Raw genomic sequence first — 25,119 nt, 5'->3', positions numbered from 1 at the left:
TATGTCCATCGTAGCACCTAATCCGATCTTTTACAATTTAATAATCTTTCATTTATATGAAAATTTGTTTATTATTCCGTATTTCCCTAAATAAAAGAGGAATTCCCCTGCCGCATGAAGCAGCAAGGGAATTCCATTTACATATCTAGCCCTTTACCCAGGCACCGTTTTCACCCACCCGGTGACCATCTGGAGTGACTGTATTCATCAGGCATTCGCCGTTCTGGCTTAAATAATACCAGTTGTTATTGACAAGGACCCAGCCTGTTGCCATGGATCCATCCAGATTCATATAGTACCATTTTCCTTCGGTCATCACCCAGTCTGTCTTCATGGCTCCGCTGGTCTCCATATAGTACCAGACACCCTGAACCTGATTCCAGCCGGTTGTCATATATCCCGTTTGTCCGAAATAGTACCAGACACCGTTTACCTTTGCCCATTCCTCCTTCGGATAGGTACCGTCTGCCTTTTTCAGTCGCCAGCCGGACTGATCCATCTCCCAGTCTCCCTTTGTCTCATTGGAAGACGTCTTGATTCCATAATCCCGGCCAGAGTCAGAATCTCTGTCTTTTCCTGGTTTTACAGGCTCTGGATTTGGTTCTGGCTCAGGATCCACTGGATCTACAGGATCCGGCGTATCCACACCGATTCCTGGTAATTTTGCTCCGGCACCTGCTTTATCGATCTTACTTCCCTTTACAGGACGTAAGAAATCACCGAATTGAATTCTTCCATCCTGACGGTAAAAGCAATCTGCCGGATTTAAAGATCTAAAGTTCTCTTGCCCCACTGCATTGGTTCCGCTTTGGTAGAGATAATTATTCTCTATCACCTTTGCAGATATCTTATCGTCGTAAACCTTCTTTAAGGAAGCACTGAATGCTGCAGTTCGGAATGAAACGTTATTTCTAACTGTACCATCAGCTGTCAGTTCCCCATTTGCCCCTTTTTTATAAGGACTTGGACGCATAATATAATTAAAACGGACGTTATCAAATGATGTATTATTTTCAATCGTCAGTTCTCCCGGATTAAAGTTATCTGTGATTCCATCCAGGTTGTTATGGAATGCTACGCTGTTCCTTAAAATATGAGGTACCTCGCGGCCCTCTCCGCCTAGCTTAAATCCATTGTTACCATTGTTATAAGCCACGCAGTTTTCAATAATGGTTCTTCCGTTGGGGCCATCTGCAAGAGTGTTGTAGGTATCCCAGCCATCATCTGCATTGTCGTGAGAAACACAGTTTAAGAACCGGTTGTCATCTCCTGAGCCGGATTTTGATGCAAATCCGTCTGCATTGATTCTGGAACCGTCCACATTGTCAAATGCTTCACAATTTTCTACCAGGTTGTAGGAAGGCCATAAGCTTCTGCTTCCTCTGCTCTTTGTTATGGTAAGACCAGCGTCGCTTGATGTATTATGAATCAGGGAATCCTTTAATACATTATGGCTTCCGTGAATCATAACGCCTCTGCTTCCTTCGATCTTTTGACCATCCACATCAAGTCCGGTCACGTCCCAATAATCCGCGTCAAGCACAAAGATTTTACTGCTGCCGGTAACTTTTACAGCGCCCTGAGCAGTTAAAGCTTTTCTTGCGTCTTTATTTCCAGAAGAGGCCATTGGTATGGTGAATGAATGATAGGTTCCTTCTGCCATATATATGGTTCCTCCCGGTACCAGACGGTTGATAGCTTCTTTTATGGACAATGGATTTTCCTTGGTTCCAGCGGCCTCATCAGTTCCTTCTGGAGATACATATAATTCCTTACCATAGTTATCCCTTTTCACCTTTAGAGTCGCTGTTTTTTCTTTCCCTGCATCTGCCCCTTCCGAAGGTACAAAGCTTAGCTTAAATTCTGCTTCCTGTCCGGAAATTACAGCTGGGCAGGAAAACTGTACGCCTCCTGTCACAGGTGCCTTTGAAACCAGTACCGCGCCATTCTGGCTGACAGTCATGGTTCCTGACTGGTTGGTTAAGGCCTGTACGGTATAATCTGAGCTGTTGGTGTATGCCGCAGAAGCGATATACAGAGAAGCCGTATCATTATCTGGAGCCACGTAAGCTGGAGATTCATCCTGCTTTACAACGTCACTTATATCCAGAGAGATATTTCTTACGGACATTCTGGCATTTCTGGAGGCGAAAAAGCCCACATACATGGTCTCTTTATCCAGATGAGATACGATGTTCGGTGTTACATTCTTATCCTCAAAGGTGTAAGAGGTAAGAACATTCCCCTGCTTATCAAGGTGGTAGACAAAGAATCCCTCATCTGTCCGTTCCAGTCTCAGTTTCGTTTCTGTGCCATAAAAGTTTGATGTAAATGGCGCATCTGCTGGCGCATATTTTTCATCCGCTTTTGAAACTGACTTTTCGAAGGTTGCTGTTGTTTTAACTGTTTTTAAGTTTCCAGCCGGGCTGTTAACCCCATAACGGGCTGCTGCAAGTAAATTAATATCTGCATTCAGAGCTTTCCCTGCTGCCTGCAGGCTTAACATAACCATGTTGGAGGCTGCAGGATACTCTTCATACCCTTCCTCTAAAGGCTCTTTTCTAGGACTTCCATTCACGTCCCTTACCATCAGGCCTGCACCCTCCTGAAGGTTTGTCTTTGAGCCTTCCTCCGGCCCTAACTGCTCCACTGTAACATCTGCTGTCAGGGAGAAGTTCTTACTGGTTGGTACTTCCGTATAATAAAAAGTCAATCCATCATGCCCGGTCTGGAGTTTTCCTCCTCTGGATTCTATTACGACATCCTGAGCCGGCTTTCCTTCCAGGTTAAGCGGGGTGCCAGAACCGATAGGCCAGGTATAATTTGTTCCCACTTTGTTCGGCAGCATGTTGGATTTAAAATCCATATCCGTAGACTGTCCAAATGCCGAGGACTTCCACAACTGCTCCCCTTCCGAGCCGTCCCAGGTGATTTCCGGTCCGCTGTTGGTCCAATGGAATGGTCCCGTACCAGTTAATGCCTTGCCCCAAGCGTCAGAAGCTTCCACCCGGAAGGTGTGAGGAATCTTCATATCCAGCCCGGTCACTATGTAAGTTGTTTTGTCCGTGGTATATGTTCCATTTACATGATTGAAGTAATCTCCCTCTTTTGTGTAAATCGGCTTTCCGTCTGCATATACCCTGTAACCATGGATTCCGGACTCATCCTTTGGCGCCTTCCAGGTAAGCTTTATGGACTCTCCAACAGCACTTGCCTTTAACGCATTGGCTTCCCAGACTGGTGCATGGTAATCATAATTCTTTATCGTCTCAACCGTAGCCTCTTTGTATTCAAAGCTTTCTCCGGCGTCTGAAAATGCCTCAATGATAACCTCATTCTCATTTTCCATCATTCGGCCAACGGTCATACTGATTGTAGCTTTCTCCGGTTCTTGAAGCTGATAATTATAGATGGTAGCTACCAGATCCCCATCCACAAATGCACGGTAGCCGCGGACTCTGGCATCAGCTGCTTTGGCTGAACTTAACTTTGCAGTCCCCCAGGTATAGCCCATGTTGGAAAATACCACATTTTTGTCTTCTGGCTCCTTAAGCTTCTTATCTTCTCCCGATGATGTGTTAATTTCAAACCGGGGTCCCGGAATCTTATTTCCTGGTCCGTCCACTGCGTAAACCACAAATACATACCTGGTATCCGGAGAGAGTCCAGTCATATCTGCTGTGGTCGCTGTCACTGGACGGGTGATATCCACCAGTTCATCGCCTACATAGGTCTCCACAATATATCCAGTTACTTTTCCAGTCCCTGATACCTGCTCACCATCTTTGGCTGCGGGCCATTTTAAGTTCACTTCATGGGCTCCACTTGGTTTTATGGCCTCTGAAGCACTGGCAACGGTTGCCGTATCATCCGGCCAAACCGGTTTTGCCATGGCATCATAGGCATTTTCAGACAGAGTCGTGGTTCCTGTGAAGGTTACATCATTGCTAAACTTAATATTTCCCCAGGCTCTTTCATCTGTTTCCGCTGGTGCATCCTTTGACCAGCTAAGTCCCACGTTGTCAAAGGTCACATTGGAAGCTCCCACGATTCGCTCTGAGTTTTTCGTAACCTTTATGTTGGTAAAAACAATATCCTGGAAATACAAATCATGGTGAGTATGCCAGGTTTTATATGGAGAATCATAATCAACATCTGCCAAAATATCTACGGTTAACTTGTTAATGGTATCAGCTGTGATGTTGTATGCGCTGATATCGTAAAACTCTGCCGGTTTGTCCGCCGGCTCCACCGTAGTAGCCTGATTGGCATCACTGTATGTGGTATTAAAACTAAATACCTGATCCGCATCACCTACTGCACAATCCCGGATTCTTACATTGCTGATACCGCCCCCGTTAACCGGAGCGCTTTTAAACCGGAATGGCGTATCACTATGATTCATTACATTGTCTTCAACCAGCATATCTTCGATTCCAGCACCGGTATGGCTGCCAGCAGCAATCGCTCCGCCGTGGCATTCCCGGAGGAAATTGTTAAAGGTCCAGATGCCGCTTGATGGCTTTTGCTCTGTATCCTGTACACCTTTTCCCATGCCTGTTGCAAAGTTGATGCCATCATCTCCTGTATCGAAGAAGTTATTAAAGACCATGGCATTCTGGGTATTTCCAAGCTCAATTCCATCCGCGTTGTTTGCATCGTATGTAATGTACTTTACATTATCAGAAACCACATTTTCACTGTCCAGCACTGCTATGGTATGGAACGCTGGGTTTTCTGCTGTAATTCCTTCCATGTAAACACCGTTTACATTTCTCAAAACCACCAGATTGGGTCGTGTGGAATAAGCGGTGGATTCATCATATCCCTTGCCCCTTGCATTGTTATAAGCACTTTTTGCAAGAACTCCAAGGCTTAGATCACCCTTATCCTTCGGCTGTGCCACCCACCCCTTTAAGGCGTATTTCTTTAAGCTTTCTAAGCTCCAGTCAGGATCAGCAGTCTGACGCTTCTGGTAAGAAGCTTCGTATCCATCACCAGCTACTTCCTGCTTTGCGCCATACTTCCAGCCGTTTCCATAAATCGTACCCTTACCTACGATACGGATGTTCTCAAATCCACCGTTCTCATCCGCACTGTAGGTGTTAATCAGTGCCCAGGATCTGGTATCCGTGGAATAGGGATAGAGAAGATAGTTCTGGTCGTAATGTGCCACGTCCGGTGAGCCAAAAAGTATTGCTCCTTCTCTCAGTTCCAGAGTCATATTACTCTTAAGATACAGAGAACCTGACATATAGATTCCTTCAGGAATTACTACTTTTCCACCTTCGCTGCAAGCATCAATGGCTGCCTGAATGGCTTTGGTGTTCTTTACCACAAATGCAGAAGACTCTTCATTAAGGGATGTAAAGCCTCTCTCTACCGGTTCAGCTCCGTAATCCCTGATATCAAATATCTCTGGTGTACTTGTTGTGGAACAGGTAATGGTTGCCATATTGCCCATTTCATCGCCGGAAGCATCCGTTGCAATTACAGAAACTTCATAGCTGGTATCCGGAGTCAGACCAGTGAGGCGGAAGGAATGGATATCAACATTTACCATGTCAATGCCTGCATTTTCATAGTGATCATAAAATGCCTTCATGTAAGTAGCTGCCCAGTCTGCATGCTGTGCAAAATTACTTCTGGCATCCCCCACTTTTACCCCGTTTAGATAAACATTATAATTGGCCACTTTTTCATAATTTTCTGGCTTGTCCCAGACAAGAGACATGGAAGTATCATCATAAGCCAGAGTAGGAATTCTTAGTCCTGTCACATCAACACTCCCCTCCGATTTTGTAAATCGGCTCTGTGTGCCCATGAGAGACATCGCCTGAGACGGTGTTGCAATCTCATCAAAAGACACCGAGGCCTCTGACGGCGTTGCCGTATTGTCTTGAAGAGATACAAATGCTTCGGACGGCGTCGCCTCCAAGCCCGTAACCGGGACTTGTAACCGGCCTGCTTCTGATGGTGTGGCAGGATTTTCTACATCCTGCTCAAAAAAACGTTCTGCATAAGCAATTTCTCCCCCTGACACTGTAAAAGGCAGCAATAATGCTGCCGTTAAGAACAGCGCCAATGCTTTTTTGCATCGTTTCCTCAATACTTTCATACAGGTTTCCTCCATAATAATAGTGAAAGCGCTTACACCAAACATTCTAACTGTTTCTATCTTATTATTCAACCACTGATTGCAATTAGAATAATTTTCGTCAATAATATATAGCAACAACTGTGTATAATTAACAAATATTATATTAAAAATTAAAATTACCGAGTGATAATTCCTATATTTTCCAATTGTGTTTCGTTAAAAAATATACATTTTTTCACTAGTTAAGCGCTTACATTTTTCGACAGGTCCCATGAATGAAGCAAAATCAGCTAAACAATCTTTAAGGCTTAAGCTTATCCCACATTAAGATTACAGGATTATACTAGAACCAGTTCGAATAAAATGGAGGAATACTATGATTGAGGAAATTTTAAAGTATAACGATACCTTTGTTAACAGCGGTTTTTATAAACACTTTAATAACAACAAATATCCCAAAAAAAGGTTGGCCTTGATTACATGTATGGATACCAGACTGGTGGAGCTTCTACCTGCTGCACTGGGTGTTCGAAGTGGAGATGTGAAACTCATAAAAACGGCTGGAAGCATGATTATAAATCCCTTTGACAGCACCATCAGAAGCCTCTTAATTGCAATTCTGGAATTTGGTGTAGAGGAGGTTATGGTCATCGGCCATACCGACTGTCTGTCCGCCACCATCTCTTCCGAAACCATTATCACTCACCTGGTCCAACGGGGAATTGAGCGGGATACCATTCAGAAGCTTAAGGAAGACGGGTTTGACTTAGACTCCTGGCTTCAGGGAATGGATAATATCAAAACCGCAGTGAAGCAGTCAGTCACCCTGTTAAAGACCCATCCCCTCATGCCCTCTAATGTAATCATTCAGGGCTTTATTATGGATATATCCTGCGGCAGGCTTTCCCCTGTCTCTTAAATACAAGAAGGTTCCACTATCAATAGATAATGGAACCTTTTCCTATACATTATTTATGAGACCTGATAGAACTTTCCGTCTGCTTTTATCATTGCTTTTAACACTCTGTCTTTTAACTGGACCATATAACGTTCTCTTGCTAGTTGGTAGCGAATCAGCTGCACTTCCTCTTTTTCTCTTAAATCTATTCTATTTTTTTCACCAAAGCTTTTGATTTCCTGGTCAGTAATCTGGCTCATTAAGACATTCTTTATCATGTTCTCCTTTGCTTCGCTATAGATATAGTCATAATAGATCCTGGCATCGTATACCTTAGGGCCATAGATTCTTTCCCCAGCATCCATTGCCTGCTTTCTTGCTTCATTCTCTTTATTTACTTTGTTCAGGAAGGAAGCAAATGAGATATCTTCTACGACGTTGTTCTCCTTAAGCATTTGCTGTTCAACTTTTGCACAAGCAGCTCTGTTCCTGGTTCCTTTTTCCTCTTCTGCCATTCCACCTGTGTAAACCTGGGACAAAAATAAATACTCCTCTTCATATATCCTGTCCCCATTTACGAAAAGCACAGGCTTTTTTTTGAAAACCAGTTAAAAGAAAGAAGTTAATGCATAATAGAAATGCGGTCCCAAATATATAGAAATTCTTCTTCATGGCAGCCTCCCTTTACATAACCTGCTACTGAAAAGTGATAACAGGATTCCAGTTTATTTCATCTCCTGCATTGGAGCCATTCTGGTTTACAATGAAATAGATCCAGTCTCCCGAAGACACATTGGTGGTTAGCTGATGGGCCATGCCTGTGGTATCAGAACCTCCAATGGATTGCCAACCATTCTCCGGCCATAGATTTTGAGTGTTCTTTAAGATTTTAACCTTGACTCCATCATAGCCCTGACTTACCTTCTTTGGATTTCCTTTTATGGTGACACTACCGGAATGAGATGCCTTCCATGCAACTACGGTATCCGAAGTATCCGGATGAAGCTGCGCCGGTGCCCAGATTAAGCTGTACTGTTTTTTACCTTTCCACCGATTGACACTGCTATCCCATGTCATTTGCTGATAACCGGTGCTGGCTGTCTCCAGATAATACCAGCCCCGGCTTCCCTGTACACTGGAAAAATCAGAAGTCAGACTGTATTTTTCCACCACATTATAAGTGATAAGAGGATTCCAGGAAGTTCCGTCATTGTAATTGTTCCCGTTCTTATTGAGGACAAAGTAAATCATCTCGTCCTTCTTTACTTGTATGGTGACATTATGGGAAACCCCTGTGGAATCCGAACCACCAATAAACTGCCAGCCGCTTCCTGGCCAGACCTGTGTGGAGCCTTTTAAGATTTTTACGTTTACTCCGTCATTTCCAAGATTGGCTTTTTTCGGATTGCCTACGACCTGAACCGTACCGGCTTTGGGCGCTTTCCAGGCAAGGACCGTATCATTTCCGTCAGGATGCATGCTTCCAGGTGCCCAGATGAGATTAAAGGCTCCGCTGCCTTTCCATTTCTTCTGAGAATCGTCCCATGTCATATTTTGATAAGAGCCGTTTGCCGCCTCCATGTAATACCAGCCCCGATTTCCCTGAGTCATGGAAAAGTCCCTGGCAAATACGTACGTATCTTCATCATTAAGTCCGGCTCCCATATTCTGGTGCGCCCCAATATCATAAGAGCCCTTATTCAGTTCATTTCCCCAGAAATCCTTTCCTCCGTTATCCGGGATATAGACTCCTTTTCCAATGGCCGGGGAGGTGGACTGGATTTTAAAATGGTCTGCAAATGCCATCCCATCCTGCGCCGGGCCAGGGCTTACCAATTGAGGATTGGCTGAAACTGCGTACATATCAGCCGGATTGGCATCACATGGGTAATACAGGTTATTCTCATACACCGAGGAAGCCCAGTCGGGTGAAGATTCAAAATAGAATATATTATTATAAAATTTGTGATTTTTTCCCGCATTGCCAAAACAGGCGTCAAGCTTTCCCTGGGATTTGTAAAAGGTATTGTTATAAAGTTCGGTCGGCATATCTCCTGCCCGAATGATATACCGTTCATCATCCACGCTCACATTATAACGAAGCACTGTCTTAATATGATTGGGGTCTTTATTGATTCCTGCACAATCAAGCCAGAATCCGCCCTGATTTCCATGGGTGTAATTATACTGAAAGGTTGTGACACCTCCGGTTCCCCAATCCGTATCAAAAGCAGTTCCATCACTTTCAAACAAAACAGTCCTTGCCACCTCGTTATACTGAAATAGAGCATCGTCTGTCCCACAAGTCCACAGGCCTGCAATAATTTTAGTATCCGAAGAATTACCAAGAGCCCCTGCATCGTAGCATAGATTATATTGAATCAAGGGGGATACACAATTGGCCACGATCATTCCATCCGAGCCGGTTCTGCTGATGGTATTCCCCTCGATGACCACGTTCGTATGATACTGGTCCACAATAAAATCTTCTCTCTGGTTAATACGGATTCCGCTGGTCAGCACGTCATGAACGTAATTCCCTTTTATTAACACCCCATCATAATGAACTGAGGGGTTGGACCTGCCGGGCATACTGACATAGATGCCGGAATTCCAGTACATGCTCTTATAGGTATCCAGGGATCTTCGGTTCTCTCCAGTTACATCGTGGACCTCACAGTCTTCTATGGTAATCCCATGAGTAATTCCATCAGTTTTTCCATTAATAAAAATTCCCTGACGAATACCTCTCTGCGCTGCCCGATTGGTCACTTCAAAATTTCGTATGGTCCAGTATTCCTGTGAGTCCAGCTTAATTGCTGCTTCCGCTCCATTTCCTTCAATCAGAGGCTTATCTCCCACTCCGTACTGATCCAGAATAATAGGCGCTCCGCTGCTTCCCGAACCTAGAGGGTGAAGCATACCCGTCCATTTTCCACCTGCTTTAAAGCAAATTTTATTGCCCGGTAAAAAGGTAGTAGCATTTACCTTATCCAGGGTTTTCCATGCCGCTTGTTCTGTCGTACCGCTTGCCTTATCATTTCCATTTACATCGTCTACATAATAGACGGTAGCACCAGACCCCTGCCATGCTGCACTCTGTGGTTCCTCTGCATACACGTGGCTTCCAGTCAGGGTAATACTCATACATACTGCTGATAAAAATATCAATGCTTTTTTCATTTGCCCCTCCAGCCTTTCCATTCGTTACGTAACATAAGGTTTCCTCTTATTGTAACTCAGCCTCTCCCCATGGCCTCCCTCCTCTCTTCTATACGACTCACTCCAGAGCTTCTAGCCTTTTACGGCACCCGATGTCATACCGGATATAATATGCCGTTGCAACATCAGATACACGACCGCTACAGGAAGGGTGGATAATACCACATTTGCAAATACCAGCTGCCAATCTGAATTATGGTTTCCAAAGAAATTATATACGGTCAAAGGAAGGGTGTAATTCCTGGCGCTGTTCAAAAAATAAATGGAGATTCCAAAATCATTCCATACCGCCATAAAGTTAATAATAACAGCCGTTATTGTTACCGGCTGAAGCAGCGGGAAAATAATCTGAAAAAACAACTGGGTATGGCTGGCTCCATCCATCCAGGCGGATTCGTCAATTTCAATGGGAATGCTTTTAATAAAACCAGTATATAAAAAGACCGTAAAGGACATATTGGCAACAATCAGTACGAAAACAGCTGCTATCTCATGGGTCAGATCAAGGAAGTTGCAGACAAAGTAGGTAGGTATGATCTGAAGAGGCAGCACAAGTCCAAAAATAACGGTCATATTGATCACTTTTGAGAAACATGTTTTTCTTCGTTCCAATACAAAAGCCATGGTGGAGCACAACACAATCAAAAAGAAGACACAGATAACAGTAATTACGGTACTGTTTACAAGCCCTCGAAAGATTCCTCCCTCCCGTACCATCTCTATATAGTTCTCCGCGATGTGCCAGGTGGTGGGAAGGGCTAAATTCATTCTTGCCGCCTCTGTCCCATTCTTAAAGGAATTGATGATAACCATAAATACCGGAACCAATATGATCAGAGCACAAAGGCAAAGTACCAGGTTTAAGATTGCCTCACGTATTTTTCGTTTTCTCACATCTCTACCTCCCTGTTGGCAATGTATTGATATGCCGGTATGGCGATTGCTGCAATGACCACTGCCAGTATGATACTTGCGGCACACCCTTCTCCAAGCCTTCCTGCACCAAAGGATTTATAGATTAAAGTCCCAAAGACTTCTGTCGCAGAGCCAGGGCCGCCCTGGGTAGTGGCCTGGATTAAGTCAAATACCTTAAGCCCTCCAATGATGCTTAAGATCAGCGCATTGTTAAATGCAGGCAAAAGAAGGGGAAAGGTTATGTACTTAAACTTCGTAAATCCACCAGCTCCATCAATCTCTGCCGCTTCATAATACTCTCTGCCAATGGTCTGCATCCCTGATAGGAGAATTACCATGGTAAAGCCGGACCATTTCCAGATTTCAATGGCACAGACAGAAAAGATTGCCAGATGAGTGTCCACAAGCCATGACTTCGCAAGAATTCCAAGTCCCATTGCCTGTAATAAACTATTGACCAATCCGTTTGATGGGTGCATGAGTGAAGAAAAAATAAGTCCAACTGCAACGGTATTAATGACTGCCGGCAAGAAGAATATGGTCCGTAATGCGTTGGTCAGTGCCATCTTCCTGTTTAAGGGCACGGCAAGAGAAAGACCGATTCCCATTTTAAACATGGTGGTAATCAAGGCAAATATAAATGAATTAACAATGGCTCGCCTCATATTTGGCTGAATGAACACGTCTGCATAGTTTTGCAGACCACCGAACCGGGCGGAGGATAAATTAAAGCCTAGAATCTTGACAAAAGAAAGGGCCAGCCCTCCCACAGCAGGGAGAATAAAAAACAGGATATAAAGGAAAAGCCCGGGAATTGCCAAGATGTATGAATATCTTTTACGTGTATTTGAATGCATGATCTGCTCCTTACCTGTTACGGAGAAAACAGAAATACCAGATACGGTAAAAGTATGGGTTTACTAATACGAATATCTGGTATCTCTTTCTACCGCATCTTTAAACTATTTCCAGTTAGAATCGCCCTGCGCTTTTGCATTGCGTTCTGTTTCTGTGTCCAGTGCCTGCGCCACTTCTTTCGCATCCTTTAACATCCCGGTGTAATAGTTTAACAATGGCTCACTTAAGTTTCCGTAAGAATACTTGTTGATCTCTTCCCAGTCTGTCATGGATTTTCCGCTGTCCATAAGCTTCTTTAAATCTTCCGTTGCCTTAGGAATATCGCTGGTAACATTTTTATTTAAATATACCCCTGGCTGGGCATCGGCATAAATCTGCTGTGCCTTTTGGGAAGCTATGAAGTTAAGTGCCTTTTTCCCAAGCTCTGCATCCTTACAATTGGTAGTCAGTGCCAGGGAATAGGGGGTGAACATATTGATGTAATTGTCACCGCCTGGAGTTGGAATGGCAAAGGCTCCGATGTCATCTATCTTATCCGGAAACTTTTTATTGATGTTATCCGCACACCAGGTGCCGTTGATATACATGGCACACTCTCCATTTGCCAGGGCCTGATGGGCATTGTCCACGGTATCCGATAAGTAGGTTTCATTCACATAGCCAAGATCAATGAGATCCTTTGTCCTCTCAATGGAGCCTACAAAATTGGTACAATCTGCGTATTTCAGTTTGTTTGTATTGATCTGATCCATAAGACCGAAGGTATCCGTTCCTTTTTCAGCTGCATCATTTAACAGACCGCTGATGGTAGGTGGCTGAACGCTCCAAGCGTCCTTACCGGAGTAATAGACCGGAGTCACTCCTTTCGCCTTTAATTTCTCACAAACTGCCAAAAGCTCATCCCAGGTTCCTGGTATCGCAGCACCTGCTGCTTCAAACACCTTTTTATTGTAGAACACACCGGATAGAACCACGGAATCAATGGGGACCGCATATAGCTTCCCTTGATACATAAAGGTGCCATCCAGTGCCTTTTTATCATACTCAGAGACACAATCCAGTCCCGTTAAATCCACCAGCTTATCAAGGCCATTGGCATAGGATTCCACCCATTGGGGCTTATAGACCTGAATGATGTCAGGAAGGTCATTGGTGGCAAATTTCGTCTGAAGGACCTGATCTCCCTGGGAGCCTCCCTGTATTTTTGATATCTCAAGCTTAAAGCCAAGCTCACTGGAATTCTCGTTGATGTACTGCTCCAATGCCTGCCAGCCTGCTTTATACCAATCCGTATACATGAGAACGCTTAAAGTCTTAACCTCCGGGTTTCCCTTTGCTGCCGCACTCCCAGCCCCCGAAGCTGCACTGTTTCCCCCGCATCCGGAAAGACTGGCAACCATGGAAAATGCCAGACTCATTGCCAGCCACTTTTTACTTTTTTTCATATTGAATACCCTTCCTTTTATTTTCACTTGAATTAACCGGTTATTTCCTGAACCAATCATACCATTTTATTCCAGGGAAATGCATTGCACTTTTTTCCACTTTATAGGATTTTTTTACACTTTTTTATGTACAACTTGACAGATATCCCCTAAAATTTTATGATACTTTTATAATACATTACCAAAAATGGAGGCGCAATGAAAACCCACTTTAAAAGCATCCGGTATAAGTTCATTTTTTCCATGACACTGATCTTTCTTCTGTTTGCGGCAATGGTACTTGGTGTCTGGTACCAGGCATTAAAAAAAGAAGCAGCCTCCACTGCCATACATAATTCGGAACATTTACTTCAAGTCTCAAACACCATATTTGAGAATCAGGTGCAGGATATTATTAATGTGGCTGCTCTTACTTCCGTCCGGTCCAGCAACTCTCTGTCCACCAACATTATCACCATATTATCAAGAGATGACTTAAGCGATGCTGACATTGTAAATTACCAGAGAACTGCTTCTGATTACTTAATCAGCCTTTGCAGCTTTAAGAATAATCTAAACGGCCTTATGCTAAGCGATTTTAACGGAAATACCATTACATACGGCCTTCCCTCTTCCTTTGAGACCTTGAAAGAGAATCAATGGATCTCCATTATTAAAGACAGTGATAAAGAACTGATTTTCATACCTCCCCATTTCCCTCACAAATGGTACAATACGAAAAATGATATGGTCTTTTCCGTATTAAAACCGGTTTACGGCTTTAACAATCAGAAGATTGGATTTGTGAATGCGGACATCAGTGCCAGTCTGTTTGAAGAGTGCTTTGATACCAGCTCCACCTCAGCCTCCTCGCTGTATGTAATCAATCAGGTGGATGGAAATGTACTGTTTCATCCAGCATTCAATCTACTAAATACAGAGCAAAATGAGCCGGCACTTCCAGAGATTATTGACGGAATCAAAGATAATTCAGGCCATTTTTTCATCACCAGCGATACAGGCGATCGAATGCTGGTGGTATACCATACCTCAAGGCTGACCAATTGGACAACCTTAAATGTAATTCCTGAAAGAGAAATCGTATCAGCATTTACAAAGACGCTCCACAACATCATTCTCATCACGCTCCTCCTTGTGGTCCTTATGATCGCATGTATCTTTCTCATCACCTCTCTGCTGACGAGGAAAATACGGCTTCTTGCCAATGCCGTAAGACACATAGACGGTGACTGCCTGGATTTTCCCATAGAAATACATACTCAGGATGAGATCGGTGCTTTATCCAGCCAGTTTAAAGCCATGCTGAACCGAATCCGCCATCTCCTTTTACAGGTAAAAAAAGAAGAGGAATCAAAGCACCGTGCGGAAATCGCAGCACTTCAATTCCAGATGAATCCTCACTTTTTATACAACACCTTAAATACCATCAAATTTCTGTCCGCTCTCCAGGGGGCAGACAACATCGCAAAAGTGGCAGAAGCTCTCTCCTCTCTCATGCATACCAACATGGACGGCAGATCTTTTATTCATGTAGAGGAAGACCGTGACTTTCTGACCTCCTATCTGGAGATTCAAAATTACCGCTATACCAATACCTTTCAATACCGCATACAAGTCTCAGAGGAGGCAGGTTCTTATATGATTCCAAAGCTGCTGGTCCAGCCCCTGGTGGAAAATGCTATAAAGCACGGCTTAAAAGACAAGGTTTCCGATGGAATTCTCATGGTGGATTATCTCGTTGATGACGGCTTCTTAACAATCATTGTGGAGGACAATGGACAGGGAATAGAGGAAGAACGGATTCATGAAATATTAAATCACAACCAGAATGAGAATGCCGGACACATAGGCATTCACAATATCAGAGAGCGCCTTTCCATGTACTTTTCATCCAGCTTTGAGATGGAAATTATCAGCCAGCCAGGAATCTTCACCCGGTTTGAATTACAGCTTCCCATAATACAAGAAAACGAGGTGGCACATTATGTATAACATATTAATTGTAGATGACGAACTTTTGGTCCGTACCAACATCAAACTGCTGCTCCAGAACTTTTCTCAGGAATTCATGGTCTGTGGGGAGGCTTCCGACGGGCTGTCCGCACTGGACAAGATCTCCCAGACCCATCCTGATATTATTCTTTCCGATATGCGGATGCCAAATATGAACGGCTTAGAGCTTTGCCAGAAAGTAAAAGAATTGTATCCGGAAACTTTATTCGTTGCCCTGAGCAATTACGACGATTATACCTATGTCCGGGGCGCACTGAAAAATGGGGCTATGGATTACGTTTTAAAGCATAAGCTGAACGAATGCTACTTACTCTCCCTGCTAAGCGAACTAAAAAAAAGGTTGAATACCCATAACAAATCAAAGGCATTTCCTGACCGTACCATTTCTGCCCTCAGAGAGAAATTCGTAATTGATCTTTTAGGAGGGGCCTTATTATCAAAAAAAGAGATAGAAGCTAATATCCGTTCTCTGGGAATCTCTCTCTCCCTCACTCAGGTGATACCCATTATCCTGTCGGTTGATGATTATGGAAGAATCGAACACCTAAATAACTATAACCAGCGGAATATATTAAGCTTTTCCATCTGCAATATAGGAAATGAACTGTTAAGCAAATACCCTACCGGGATCCTGGCCCATATTGAGCGGGAAACCTATTGCATCCTTTTATCCTTTGCTCATGAAGCCAGTCAGGCAAAAACAGAAGAGACCATCAGCAGCCTGTTACATCAGCTTTCCACCAATTATAAAAACTTCTTAAATATCTCTGTAAGCTTTTGTGTGGGAGAGCGTGCCAGCCATATTATTGACGTGGGACACGCCTATACAAAAGCCTTAGAGACCATGCGCCTGGCATTTTACTCGGGGAAGCAGTCCATCCTCCATTCTAAGCCTGTTACCAATGCCTCTGCCAGCTTATCCGGGCTTGATTACTCCATAGAAAAGATACTTTTAACTCTGGTATTAAAAGGAGAGTACGAAAAAGCAGAAGGAATCATCAACAAATTATTTCAGGATATGATTGAACAAAAGGAACCTCGTTCCAATGTTCAGATGAAATGCGCAGACCTGCTGAGCATTATCACCAGAATCTCGAAAAAGAATCAACTGGATTTAAATCGAATCATCACGGACAAAGTCTCCCCGGACCAGATATTTACCCAATTAAGTACCCTGCCCCAGCTATGGGAATGGTTCCTCCATTGCTTTTTTAATATGTGTAAAGAAATACAGCTTCAAATGCCCGGCGATTCCAATTATGTAAAATCTGCTATCGCATATCTCAACCGGGATTACGCAAAGCCCATCTCCCTTCAAAGCATTGCCGATGAGATTGGAATCAGTATGGGATACTTAAGCACCATTTTTAAAAGCGAAACAGGACAGGGATTTACCGATTATTTAAACTCCTTAAGAATCGCTTCTGCTATACATCTTCTGGAGCTTGGAGAAAGAGACTTTCATAAGATTGCGGAGAAATGTGGATTTCAGGACTATGCATACTTCTTTAAGGTGTTTAAAAAGCGAATGGGTATCACACCGAAAAATTATTTAAGGACTCAGCTATACGGATAATCCAATCATTACACAAAGAAAAGACGACGGAATTTCTTCCGTCGTCTTTTCTACATTTTATTTTTAGGATTCTAATAAATAGACAGTCAGCTAAATTAGTTGTCTTTTTTTGGTGCAGTTAATTTTAAAAGCACCTGGGAAATTCCATAGAGCAGAATCATTACAACGAAGATACCGCCCATGCCTACGCCCATTAATTCTAAAGCTTTTACCATAATATCTGACATAATTACCTCCATCCCCTATCAGGGAAACTACATTTTAATCAATAGTTGCGTTAGATTACATGAAGAAGGAAAGCAGAAGTCCACCAGCTACTACTGAAGCGATCTGACCGGAAACGTTAGCACCGGCTGCATGCATCAGGATAAAGTTAGTAGGATCTTCCTTAGTCGCCATCTTCTGAATTACACGGCTACTCATAGGGAATGCGGAGATACCGGCTGCTCCAACCATTGGATTAATCTTCTCTTTGCGGAATAAGTTTAAAAGCTTAGCAAAGATTACACCGCCTGCGGTATCAAATACGAAACCTAACAGACCGAATGCAATGATTAACAGTGTCTTAACGTTTAAGAACTCGCCAGCTGTCATCTTTGTAGCAATTGTAAGTCCAAGTAAAATACTAATAATATTTACTAATTCATTCTGTGCAGATGCACTTAAGCGGTCCAGCACGCCGCACTCACGAAGAAGGTTTCCGAACATAAGGAATCCGATCAGCGGAAGGGACATAGGAGCTGTAAAACCAGCAACAAATGTAATAAGTAATGGGAATAAAATTTTCGCTGTCTTAGAAACGTCTTTTGGTTCATATTTCATATGAATCATACGCTCTTTTTTGGTTGTCAGCGCTGTAATAACAGGTGGCTGTATGATTGGCACAAGAGCCATGTAAGAATACGCCGCCACAGTAATCGGTCCTAATAAATTTGGAGCCAGTTTACCAGCTACAAAGATACTGGTTGGGCCATCAGCCGCTGCAATAATACCCATAGAAGCAGCCTCTGGAAGAGTTAATCCTGTAACCGCTACAATTAAAACTACGGTTGCGAAGATACCAAACTGTGCAGCAGCACCAAACAACATCATAAAAGGGTTCTGCAGTAACGGTCCAAAATCAATCATTGCTCCAATTCCGATAAAAATAAGAAGCGGGAACAATTCTGTTGAAATTCCGGCATCAAACAACACGTTCAGAACACCTTCTACTCCGGTACTTGGTTGTGTAATAATACCGGACATCGGGAAATTAACTAAAATCGTGCCTAGTCCCATAGGAACTAAAAGTGTCGGCTCATACTCTTTTTTGATACCCAGATACATCAGGGCGCAGCCAATTAACATCATAACGGCCTGCTGCCATGTAAACGAGAGTAGCCCTTCTAATAATATGCTCATTTTTGTCTCCAATCTAAATCTCTGCCTGTATTAACTTTAAATAAATAATGGACATGCTCCTGTAATAGCAGCTACAGCAACCATGATAACGAAGATGCCGAGTGCCCATTTTGCGGATTCTTTCTGCCATTCACCCATCTCAAGCCCTGTCATGTTTAACAGAAGGTAGATAAATGCTACCAGTGGGCTTAATAAGTGGAATGCCTGGCCTAACAGTGATGCTACAGTCATGTTCAGTGCAGAGTAGCCATATTTTGCTCCTGCCTCTGCGAATACTGGTAAGATGCCATAGTAGTAAGCATCATTTGATAAGAAGAATGTACCAGGTGCAGAAACAATTGCTGTTACAAGTCCCCACCATCTTCCAAGAGAGGTTGGAAGGGCACTAACCATACTATGAGCTAATGCATCGCTCATACCTGTGTTTCCGAACAGACCAGAGAACATACCTGCACCAATTACCAGGATAACTACCTGTAATGCATCTCCTGCGTTGTCCTGAATACGATTTTTCTGATCTTTAATCTTTCTATAGTTTACCATAAGTCCAATGACTAAAGCAACTAAGAAAAGGAAAGAAGATGGAAGTTTATCCATAACTAAAAGAACAACAGTACCAATGGTTAAGATAGCGTTGAACCAGATCAGTTTAGGACGCTTTAAAGCCTCTACTTCTGGGTCAGACTGAGTTGTCTGTGCAAGCTCACTTGCGGAAAGCTTCTGAATACCAACTCTTTTTCTTTCCTTAAGACCAAGGTAGAAAGCAACGCCCAGCATGTAGATAACGGATACAACCATACCTGGAGCAAGAGCTGCAAGTACAGGGCCGCCTTCCACTTCCATAACTGCCATAGCACGTGCAGTTGGGCCTCCCCAAGGGAGTAAGTTCATAATTGTGTTCATCAGGATAATCAAAACGCCCAGATAAAGCATCTTAATGTTGAGCTTTTTGTAAATCGGGATAAACGCTGTACAGCAAATAAGTGTTGTAGTTGTACCGTCACCATTTAAGGAAACAGCTGCAGCTACGATTGCAGTTCCGATTAAAACTTTAACTGGGTCACCGCCAGCAACGCGGATAACAGTGTTTACAATCGGATCAAACAGACCAGCATTCAGCATGATAGAGAAAAACAGGATTGCGAAAAGCAGCATGAATGCGGTTTTGGAACTCTTTACCAGTCCGTCCTGAGACATCTTTCCAAGAGCTACGATCTGATCTCCAATGGATAAAGCATCAGCAGCATCTTTTTCAAGATATTTGGCAATAGGTTCCTTCATTACTCCGGTGAATACACCGATGAGTGAGAACACCAGTGGGACACTGATAAGTGCCGTAAACGGGTGCAGCTTTTTGGTCATGACTAACGCCAAGAAAACAATTATCATGAGCCATGCTAAGATAGTAATCATATAAATGATCCCCCTTTTAATATAGATGCATAAGTATCATGTAACAATATTAAACGGAGTTTCTTAAAGAGTAATAAAAACTTACTTAAAATTTTTTAAGATTTTATATTATTTTTAGATTTTTGTAATAATTCTAAATTCTTCTTCGTAAAAGTCATCTCCGCTTAACTATCTTTAATATTTCCATAATTGGAATAATTGATACAGCAATTATGATGGCGGCGATATATTCTTTTAAAGAAATGAATTCAAAATGAAATGCTTCTCTTAAAAATGGCACATAAATTACGGCTGTGGTCAGTACAAATGATACGCACAGAGAACCTGTTAAGAAAACATTTCTTGTTTTCAGCTTAAATACGGATTCCGTTCTGGAGCGCATATTAAAGGAGTGGAACATCTCAAGCAAGGAAAGGGCTAAGAATGCCATGGTCATACCGTCCTTACTTTCTGCAACCTCCCATACACCGCTTTCCATATAGTGACCAACAAAGTAAGCCAGTAAGGTGAGAAGGGCGATTACAACACCCTGGAATATGGTCTCGCCACCTACTCCATCAGAGAAGATGCCATCTTTTGGATTTCTTGGCTCTCTCTTCATGATGTCAGACTCTTCTGCCTCCATACCAAGTCCAATGGCCGGGAAACAGTCTGTAATTAAGTTGATCCAAAGTAAATGAACAGGCTTTAAGATTGTAAATCCTAAAAGGCTTGCAATAAAAACAGCAATAACCTCTGCTAAGTTGGAAGATAACAGGAACTGAATGGCTTTTCTGATGTTGTCGTAGATACGTCTTCCTTCTGCCACCGCTGATACGATAGTAGCAAAGTTATCATCAGCAAGCACCATGTCAGCAACGTCTTTCGTTACATCGGTTCCAGTGATACCCATACCCACACCTATATCAGCTTCCTTAATGGAAGGAGCATCATTGACACCGTCACCGGTCATGGCTGTAACCTTGGAAAGCTTCTTCCAGGTCTTAACGATACGAACCTTATGTTCCGGCTGAACTCTCGCATAAACAGAATAGTTCTGAATGGTCTTTTCCAGTTCCTCGTCAGAGATCTTTGATAATTCAGCACCGGTAATGGCCATTCTCTCATGATCCAGAATTCCAAGTTCCTTTGCAATGGCAATCGCAGTGTCTCTGTGGTCACCAGTAATCATAATCGGTCGGATACCAGCTGCCTGACATTCTTTGATGGCTTCCTTAACCTCCGGACGTACTGGATCGATCATTCCGGAAAGTCCTAAGTAAACAAGGTTGCGTTCTAATATCTCAGGTTCGGTGGAAGACGGCTGGCTCTCCCAGATTCTCATGGCACCGCAAAGAACACGAAGTGCCTTATCTGCCATGGCTTTGTTTTCCTTTAGGATACTGTTTCGGATCTCCTCCGTCATATCGACTTCCACTCCGCCGATAAATGCCTTGGTACAACGTTTTAACACTTCATCCGGCGCACCCTTTGTAAACTGGATAATGGTATTGTCCTCTTTTTTATGGATGGTGGACATCATCTTTCTCATAGAATCGAAAGGAGCTTCGCCGATACGAACGAACGTATTCTTCAGCTCACTTTTATCAAGCCCATGTTTATAGCCATCGTTGACAAGAGCACACTCGGTTGGCTCTCCCACTGCATCCTTACTTTCAGGATCTAACTCTGCATCAGAGCAAAGCGCCATGGCAGTCATAAGCATGTTCTCATCATCTGCGGCATGCTGTACGACCGTCATCTTATTCTGAGTAAGAGTTCCTGTCTTATCGGAACAGATGATCTGAGTACAGCCAAGAGTCTCTACTGCGGTCAGCCTTCTGATGATGGCCCGCTTTCTTGACATCTTGGTAACACCGATGGACAAAAGAATGGTAACAACGGCTGCCAGTCCTTCTGGAATCGCAGCAACAGCAAGTGAAACCGCAATCATAAAGGTATCAATCAGTTCCCGTAAATGAATGCCACTGCCGGAAAGTCCGATTCTGGTCAGATTAACTGCAAACATCAGTCCGCAGATAACAAGTACTAAAATAGAAAGAATTTTTGATAACTGGTTTAATTTGATCTGAAGAGGTGTTTCTTCATCTTTAGCTGAATTTAAAGCATGTGCGATGTGACCGATTTCTGTTTCCATACCGGTATAACATACAACAGCCTTTCCTCTTCCGTATACCACGGTGGAACCCGTATAGACCATGTTCTTACGATCGCCAAGGGCAACTTCACCGGAACCGTCTCCAACCACTGATTCAATCTTTGATACGGATAAGGATTCACCAGTAAGTGCAGCCTCTTCCACCTTTAAGCTGGCGCTTTCTAAAATTCTCGCATCTGCCGGGACGGAATCTCCTGCTTCTAATAGAATAATATCACCAGGAACCAGTTCCTCGGACTTTACTACAAGAAGTCTGTCGTGACGGATTACCTTTGATGTGGACGCTGCCATTTCCTGCAATGATTCAATGGCTGATTCTGCTTTGGATTCCTGATATACACCAAGCACCGCATTGATAACCACAACCAGTAAGATAATGATCGTATCGATCATACTTTCTCCCACATAAAGGGAGGTCGCTCCGGAAATGAAAGCTGCTGCAATCAGAATAATAGTCATGAAATTAGTAAGCTCTTTTAAGAACTTATGAATGAGACTCTCTTTCTTTCCTTCTGTTAACTTGTTCAATCCGTACTTCGACTGTCTTTCCGCAACCTGGGCGTCTGAAAGACCCTGGTGTGATGTTTCTAGTTTACCTAGCACATCTTCGGATTCCATTAAATATTCTTTCTGCATTTCTTTCTCCTATAAGAACTATTTTTGATTTAATGCTAATCCGGCTTTCTTTCCCGAAGCCTTCTCTTTTCATAGAAAATGCTTCGGTAGGATAAGCCTCTTTTACTATACCTTGTACCATTGGATTTTGTCAATAAATACCAAGTAATCCAGAAAATTTTTGTTATAATTGCATCTTGCTTTCCCTTTTTTTTCAAATCATTCTACATTTTTTCTATACAGTTCTTAACTGCTTTTAATATTGCGGAGTCAGAAACTGGTTTATCGATATAATCATCGATGATTTTTCGCCGCTTGGCTTCCACAATTTCCTTGGTCACCCGGTCCGCCATGATAATACGAATCAGTCCTGGGTAGGTTCCTTTTAAGGACATGCAGAAATTAGCACCGCTCTTTCCTTCCACATACTGTTCACTGATGACAGCGTCCACCTCCTGCTCCTTTAAAGTTTTCCTGGCTTCTTCAAAATTCATACATGAGAAGATGGTCACTTTAAGCTTGCTGAAGTTTTTCTCCAGAAGTTTCAGTACTTTTGGATTGTCATCAATAATAAGCAGCCTTAAATCTCCGTCCCGGTCTCCTTCTACCGTCGGATTCCCTTCGTGTTCCTTTTGTTCATTGACCGGTAAAAAGATATGGAATATACTTCCTACGCCAACACTGCTCTCTGCAAAGATATGGCCCTTATGGGAATGAATGATCTGTTCTACTAAGGATAATCCCAGTCCTGTTCCTACTCCATTTTTCTTGGTGGTAAAGAAAGGATCAAAGATCTGCTTTAATATCTCCTCACTCATTCCTTCCCCATTGTCAAAAATACTGATGCGGATATAGGAATCCCATTCCCCGGATACAGAGGACTGTTTATACTGCTCTAATTCATAAGGCATAACAATTTGAGATTTAATAAAAATCTTACCTTCCTTGTGGCCGATGGCATGGATGGCGTTCACACAGATATTTAAAATCACCTGATTGATCTGTGTTTCATTGCCAAGGAAGCACTCCTCGTCAAGCTTGATATCCTCTTCTACCTTTACATTGGGCGGACAGACAGAGGTCACCATCTTGGCGGCCCTTTTAAGAACCTTGCCTGCATTTACCGTTTTATATGCCGTCTCCATGTTTTTTCTGCTGAGAGAAGATATCTGTTGTATAATTTCCTTCGCCTTTGATGATGCCTCATATATTTCCATGGCATTCTCATAGCCATCAGAGGTTTCGTCAAGCTCCAGCATCAGAAGCTCTGCATATCCCATAATCGGTGTCAGGAGATTGTTAAATTCATGCGCGATTCCTCCGGTCATGGTTCCCATGATCTGCAGTCTTTGCTGGTGCGCAATGGTCTCCTCACTTTGATGCATCTCTTCCAATATGTTATTAAGATCCAGCAGATAGGTAATTTCTTCCCGGTCCTTTCTCTTTTGAAGCCATAAAGCTCCGATGTAAAATACCATTCCAAGAACCACGGCCACAATGCCAACAGAAACAAGTCCCAGCTTGAAAAATCCTGCGGCCACAGGGATATAAATATCATTATAATCAATGACCGCACTCATGACCAGGAATCCCTTCCCAATATACACGGGACAGAATGCACTGATTTTTTTGACCTCCGGAACCCCAGGGTCTGCCCACCAGTAAGAATAATATTCCGCGACTCCAGTCTCTCCCCGATTCTGCCTGTCTATCATCTGTTGCAGACTGGTTAAATCTGCATCGGGGAACATGACCTGTCTGCCGGTTATTACATTAATCCCCCATTGGCTTCTTTGAGGGTGTGTCAGTATTGTACCCTCGGAATCCTTAATGAGCACATATCCATTGGTGCCAAGGCGTATATTAGATACCAGGGTATCGTTGTAGCTTTTGGTGTTAATTAAAATAGATACGGATTTGCCATCCTCAATTTCCTTTTTCACCACCAGATAGATCTCGCCGTTTTCCAGCCTGCACTGCCGAAAGCTGGTGTCCTCATCAATCTCTGTGACTGAATACGTATCCACGATACCGAAGCCGTGAATACTTTTTAAGAGATTGCCGTCCTTATCTTCTAAAATAGCATCGTAGACATAACGGGTATGATAATTGACATACTCCTCCAGAACGGACCAGGTCTTTTCCCCTGTTTTTTTGTATTTTTCTTCCTCCATGGCACAAAGCGAATTGACATCAGCCTGATATCCTTCAATAAATGCTCTTAAATTATCCCCCATACTCTGGGTAGTTAAAAGCATCTGCTTTTTCTGATTGTCAATTATTGCCTCTTTGTATTCTTTCCATATGCTGAACACCAGGCAGGAAAAGATACCGAGCACAATAATCATGGCCAAAGACATGATAAATGCTCTTCTTTTTTTAATTTCCATTAAAATGTTCATCAATATTCCCTTCGTTTGTCTTTTCGTCATTGACTTGTCTCCAGGTTAATACTATAATATTTTTAGAGTAATTTCGATATATTTCTACAAAAATTTTAATTTT

At 42.9% G+C, this 25,119-nt stretch carries 14 protein-coding genes; 3 read left to right on the top strand and 11 right to left on the bottom strand.

What is annotated here, in order from left to right; all coding sequences use genetic code 11:
- Nucleotides 1-145: 145 nt before the first annotated feature.
- Nucleotides 146-6,118 carry a fibronectin type III domain-containing protein gene (locus T546_RS24690; RefSeq protein ID WP_051629863.1) on the bottom strand — a complete coding sequence of 1,991 codons (5,973 nt, stop codon included), beginning with the start codon at nucleotides 6,116-6,118 and terminating at the stop codon, nucleotides 146-148.
- A 358-nt stretch (nucleotides 6,119-6,476) separates the two neighbouring features.
- Here T546_RS24690 and T546_RS0114435 point away from each other — a divergent pair, with 358 nt between their 5' ends.
- Nucleotides 6,477-7,019 carry a beta-class carbonic anhydrase gene (locus T546_RS0114435; protein WP_026892221.1) on the top strand — a complete coding sequence of 181 codons (543 nt, stop codon included), beginning with the start codon at nucleotides 6,477-6,479 and terminating at the stop codon, nucleotides 7,017-7,019.
- Between the two features lie 53 nt (nucleotides 7,020-7,072).
- Here the strand turns inward: T546_RS0114435 and T546_RS0114430 are convergent, their stop codons facing one another.
- The 5 genes from T546_RS0114430 to T546_RS0114405 form a co-directional block, all read right to left on the bottom strand.
- Nucleotides 7,073-7,537 (bottom strand): hypothetical protein, encoded by a 465-nt coding sequence (locus T546_RS0114430; RefSeq protein WP_026892220.1) that lies wholly within the window; start codon nucleotides 7,535-7,537, stop codon nucleotides 7,073-7,075.
- 157 nt (nucleotides 7,538-7,694) lie between these two features.
- The gene (locus tag T546_RS0114420) at nucleotides 7,695-10,181 is read right to left on the bottom strand and encodes a right-handed parallel beta-helix repeat-containing protein (RefSeq protein WP_026892219.1); all 2,487 of its coding nucleotides are present in this window, start codon (nucleotides 10,179-10,181) and stop codon (nucleotides 7,695-7,697) included.
- 111 nt (nucleotides 10,182-10,292) lie between these two features.
- Nucleotides 10,293-11,114: a carbohydrate ABC transporter permease gene (locus T546_RS0114415; protein WP_026892218.1), complete on the bottom strand. Its 822-nt coding sequence runs from the start codon at nucleotides 11,112-11,114 to the stop codon at nucleotides 10,293-10,295.
- On the bottom strand, nucleotides 11,111-11,992 hold the full coding sequence (locus tag T546_RS0114410; protein WP_026892217.1) for a carbohydrate ABC transporter permease: 882 nt from the start codon (nucleotides 11,990-11,992) through the stop codon (nucleotides 11,111-11,113). The genes T546_RS0114415 and T546_RS0114410 overlap by 4 nt, the downstream gene beginning before the upstream one ends.
- Nucleotides 11,993-12,097: 105 nt before the next feature.
- Nucleotides 12,098-13,438 (bottom strand): ABC transporter substrate-binding protein, encoded by a 1,341-nt coding sequence (locus T546_RS0114405; protein WP_034599428.1) that lies wholly within the window; start codon nucleotides 13,436-13,438, stop codon nucleotides 12,098-12,100.
- Between the two features lie 198 nt (nucleotides 13,439-13,636).
- On the opposite strand from T546_RS0114405, the gene T546_RS0114400 reads away from it, so the two are divergent.
- Together T546_RS0114400 and T546_RS0114395 are read left to right on the top strand one after the other, a co-directional pair.
- Nucleotides 13,637-15,430 carry a sensor histidine kinase gene (locus T546_RS0114400; protein WP_026892215.1) on the top strand — a complete coding sequence of 598 codons (1,794 nt, stop codon included), beginning with the start codon at nucleotides 13,637-13,639 and terminating at the stop codon, nucleotides 15,428-15,430.
- Nucleotides 15,423-17,027, top strand: coding sequence for a response regulator (locus tag T546_RS0114395; RefSeq protein ID WP_024835058.1), 1,605 nt, complete (start codon nucleotides 15,423-15,425; stop codon nucleotides 17,025-17,027). The genes T546_RS0114400 and T546_RS0114395 overlap by 8 nt, the downstream gene beginning before the upstream one ends.
- Before the next feature lie 95 nt (nucleotides 17,028-17,122).
- Here T546_RS0114395 and T546_RS26135 read toward each other — a convergent pair whose 3' ends face one another.
- From T546_RS26135 to T546_RS0114370, 5 genes are all read right to left on the bottom strand, one after another.
- Nucleotides 17,123-17,254, bottom strand: a complete 132-nt coding sequence (locus T546_RS26135; protein WP_278246308.1) for an OadG-related small transporter subunit — start codon at nucleotides 17,252-17,254, stop codon at nucleotides 17,123-17,125.
- Between the two features lie 55 nt (nucleotides 17,255-17,309).
- Nucleotides 17,310-18,428, bottom strand: a complete 1,119-nt coding sequence (locus T546_RS0114385) for a sodium ion-translocating decarboxylase subunit beta (RefSeq protein WP_026892214.1) — start codon at nucleotides 18,426-18,428, stop codon at nucleotides 17,310-17,312.
- A gap of 36 nt (nucleotides 18,429-18,464) precedes the next feature.
- Complete coding sequence (locus tag T546_RS0114380; RefSeq protein WP_026892213.1) at nucleotides 18,465-19,841, bottom strand: CitMHS family transporter; 1,377 nt, start codon at nucleotides 19,839-19,841, stop codon at nucleotides 18,465-18,467.
- Between the two features lie 154 nt (nucleotides 19,842-19,995).
- Nucleotides 19,996-22,635 carry a cation-translocating P-type ATPase gene (locus T546_RS0114375; RefSeq protein ID WP_026892212.1) on the bottom strand — a complete coding sequence of 880 codons (2,640 nt, stop codon included), beginning with the start codon at nucleotides 22,633-22,635 and terminating at the stop codon, nucleotides 19,996-19,998.
- Nucleotides 22,636-22,838: 203 nt separating this feature from the next.
- On the bottom strand, nucleotides 22,839-25,046 hold the full coding sequence (locus T546_RS0114370) for an ATP-binding protein (RefSeq protein WP_242842241.1): 2,208 nt from the start codon (nucleotides 25,044-25,046) through the stop codon (nucleotides 22,839-22,841).
- Nucleotides 25,047-25,119 lie beyond the last annotated feature (73 nt).

It is taken from the genome of [Clostridium] aerotolerans DSM 5434, from assembly GCF_000687555.1.
Taxonomy (GTDB): domain Bacteria; phylum Bacillota; class Clostridia; order Lachnospirales; family Lachnospiraceae; genus Lacrimispora; species Lacrimispora aerotolerans.
Note: the sequence above shows the minus strand (reverse complement) of the source record. Positions and strands in the feature narration are given on the sequence as shown.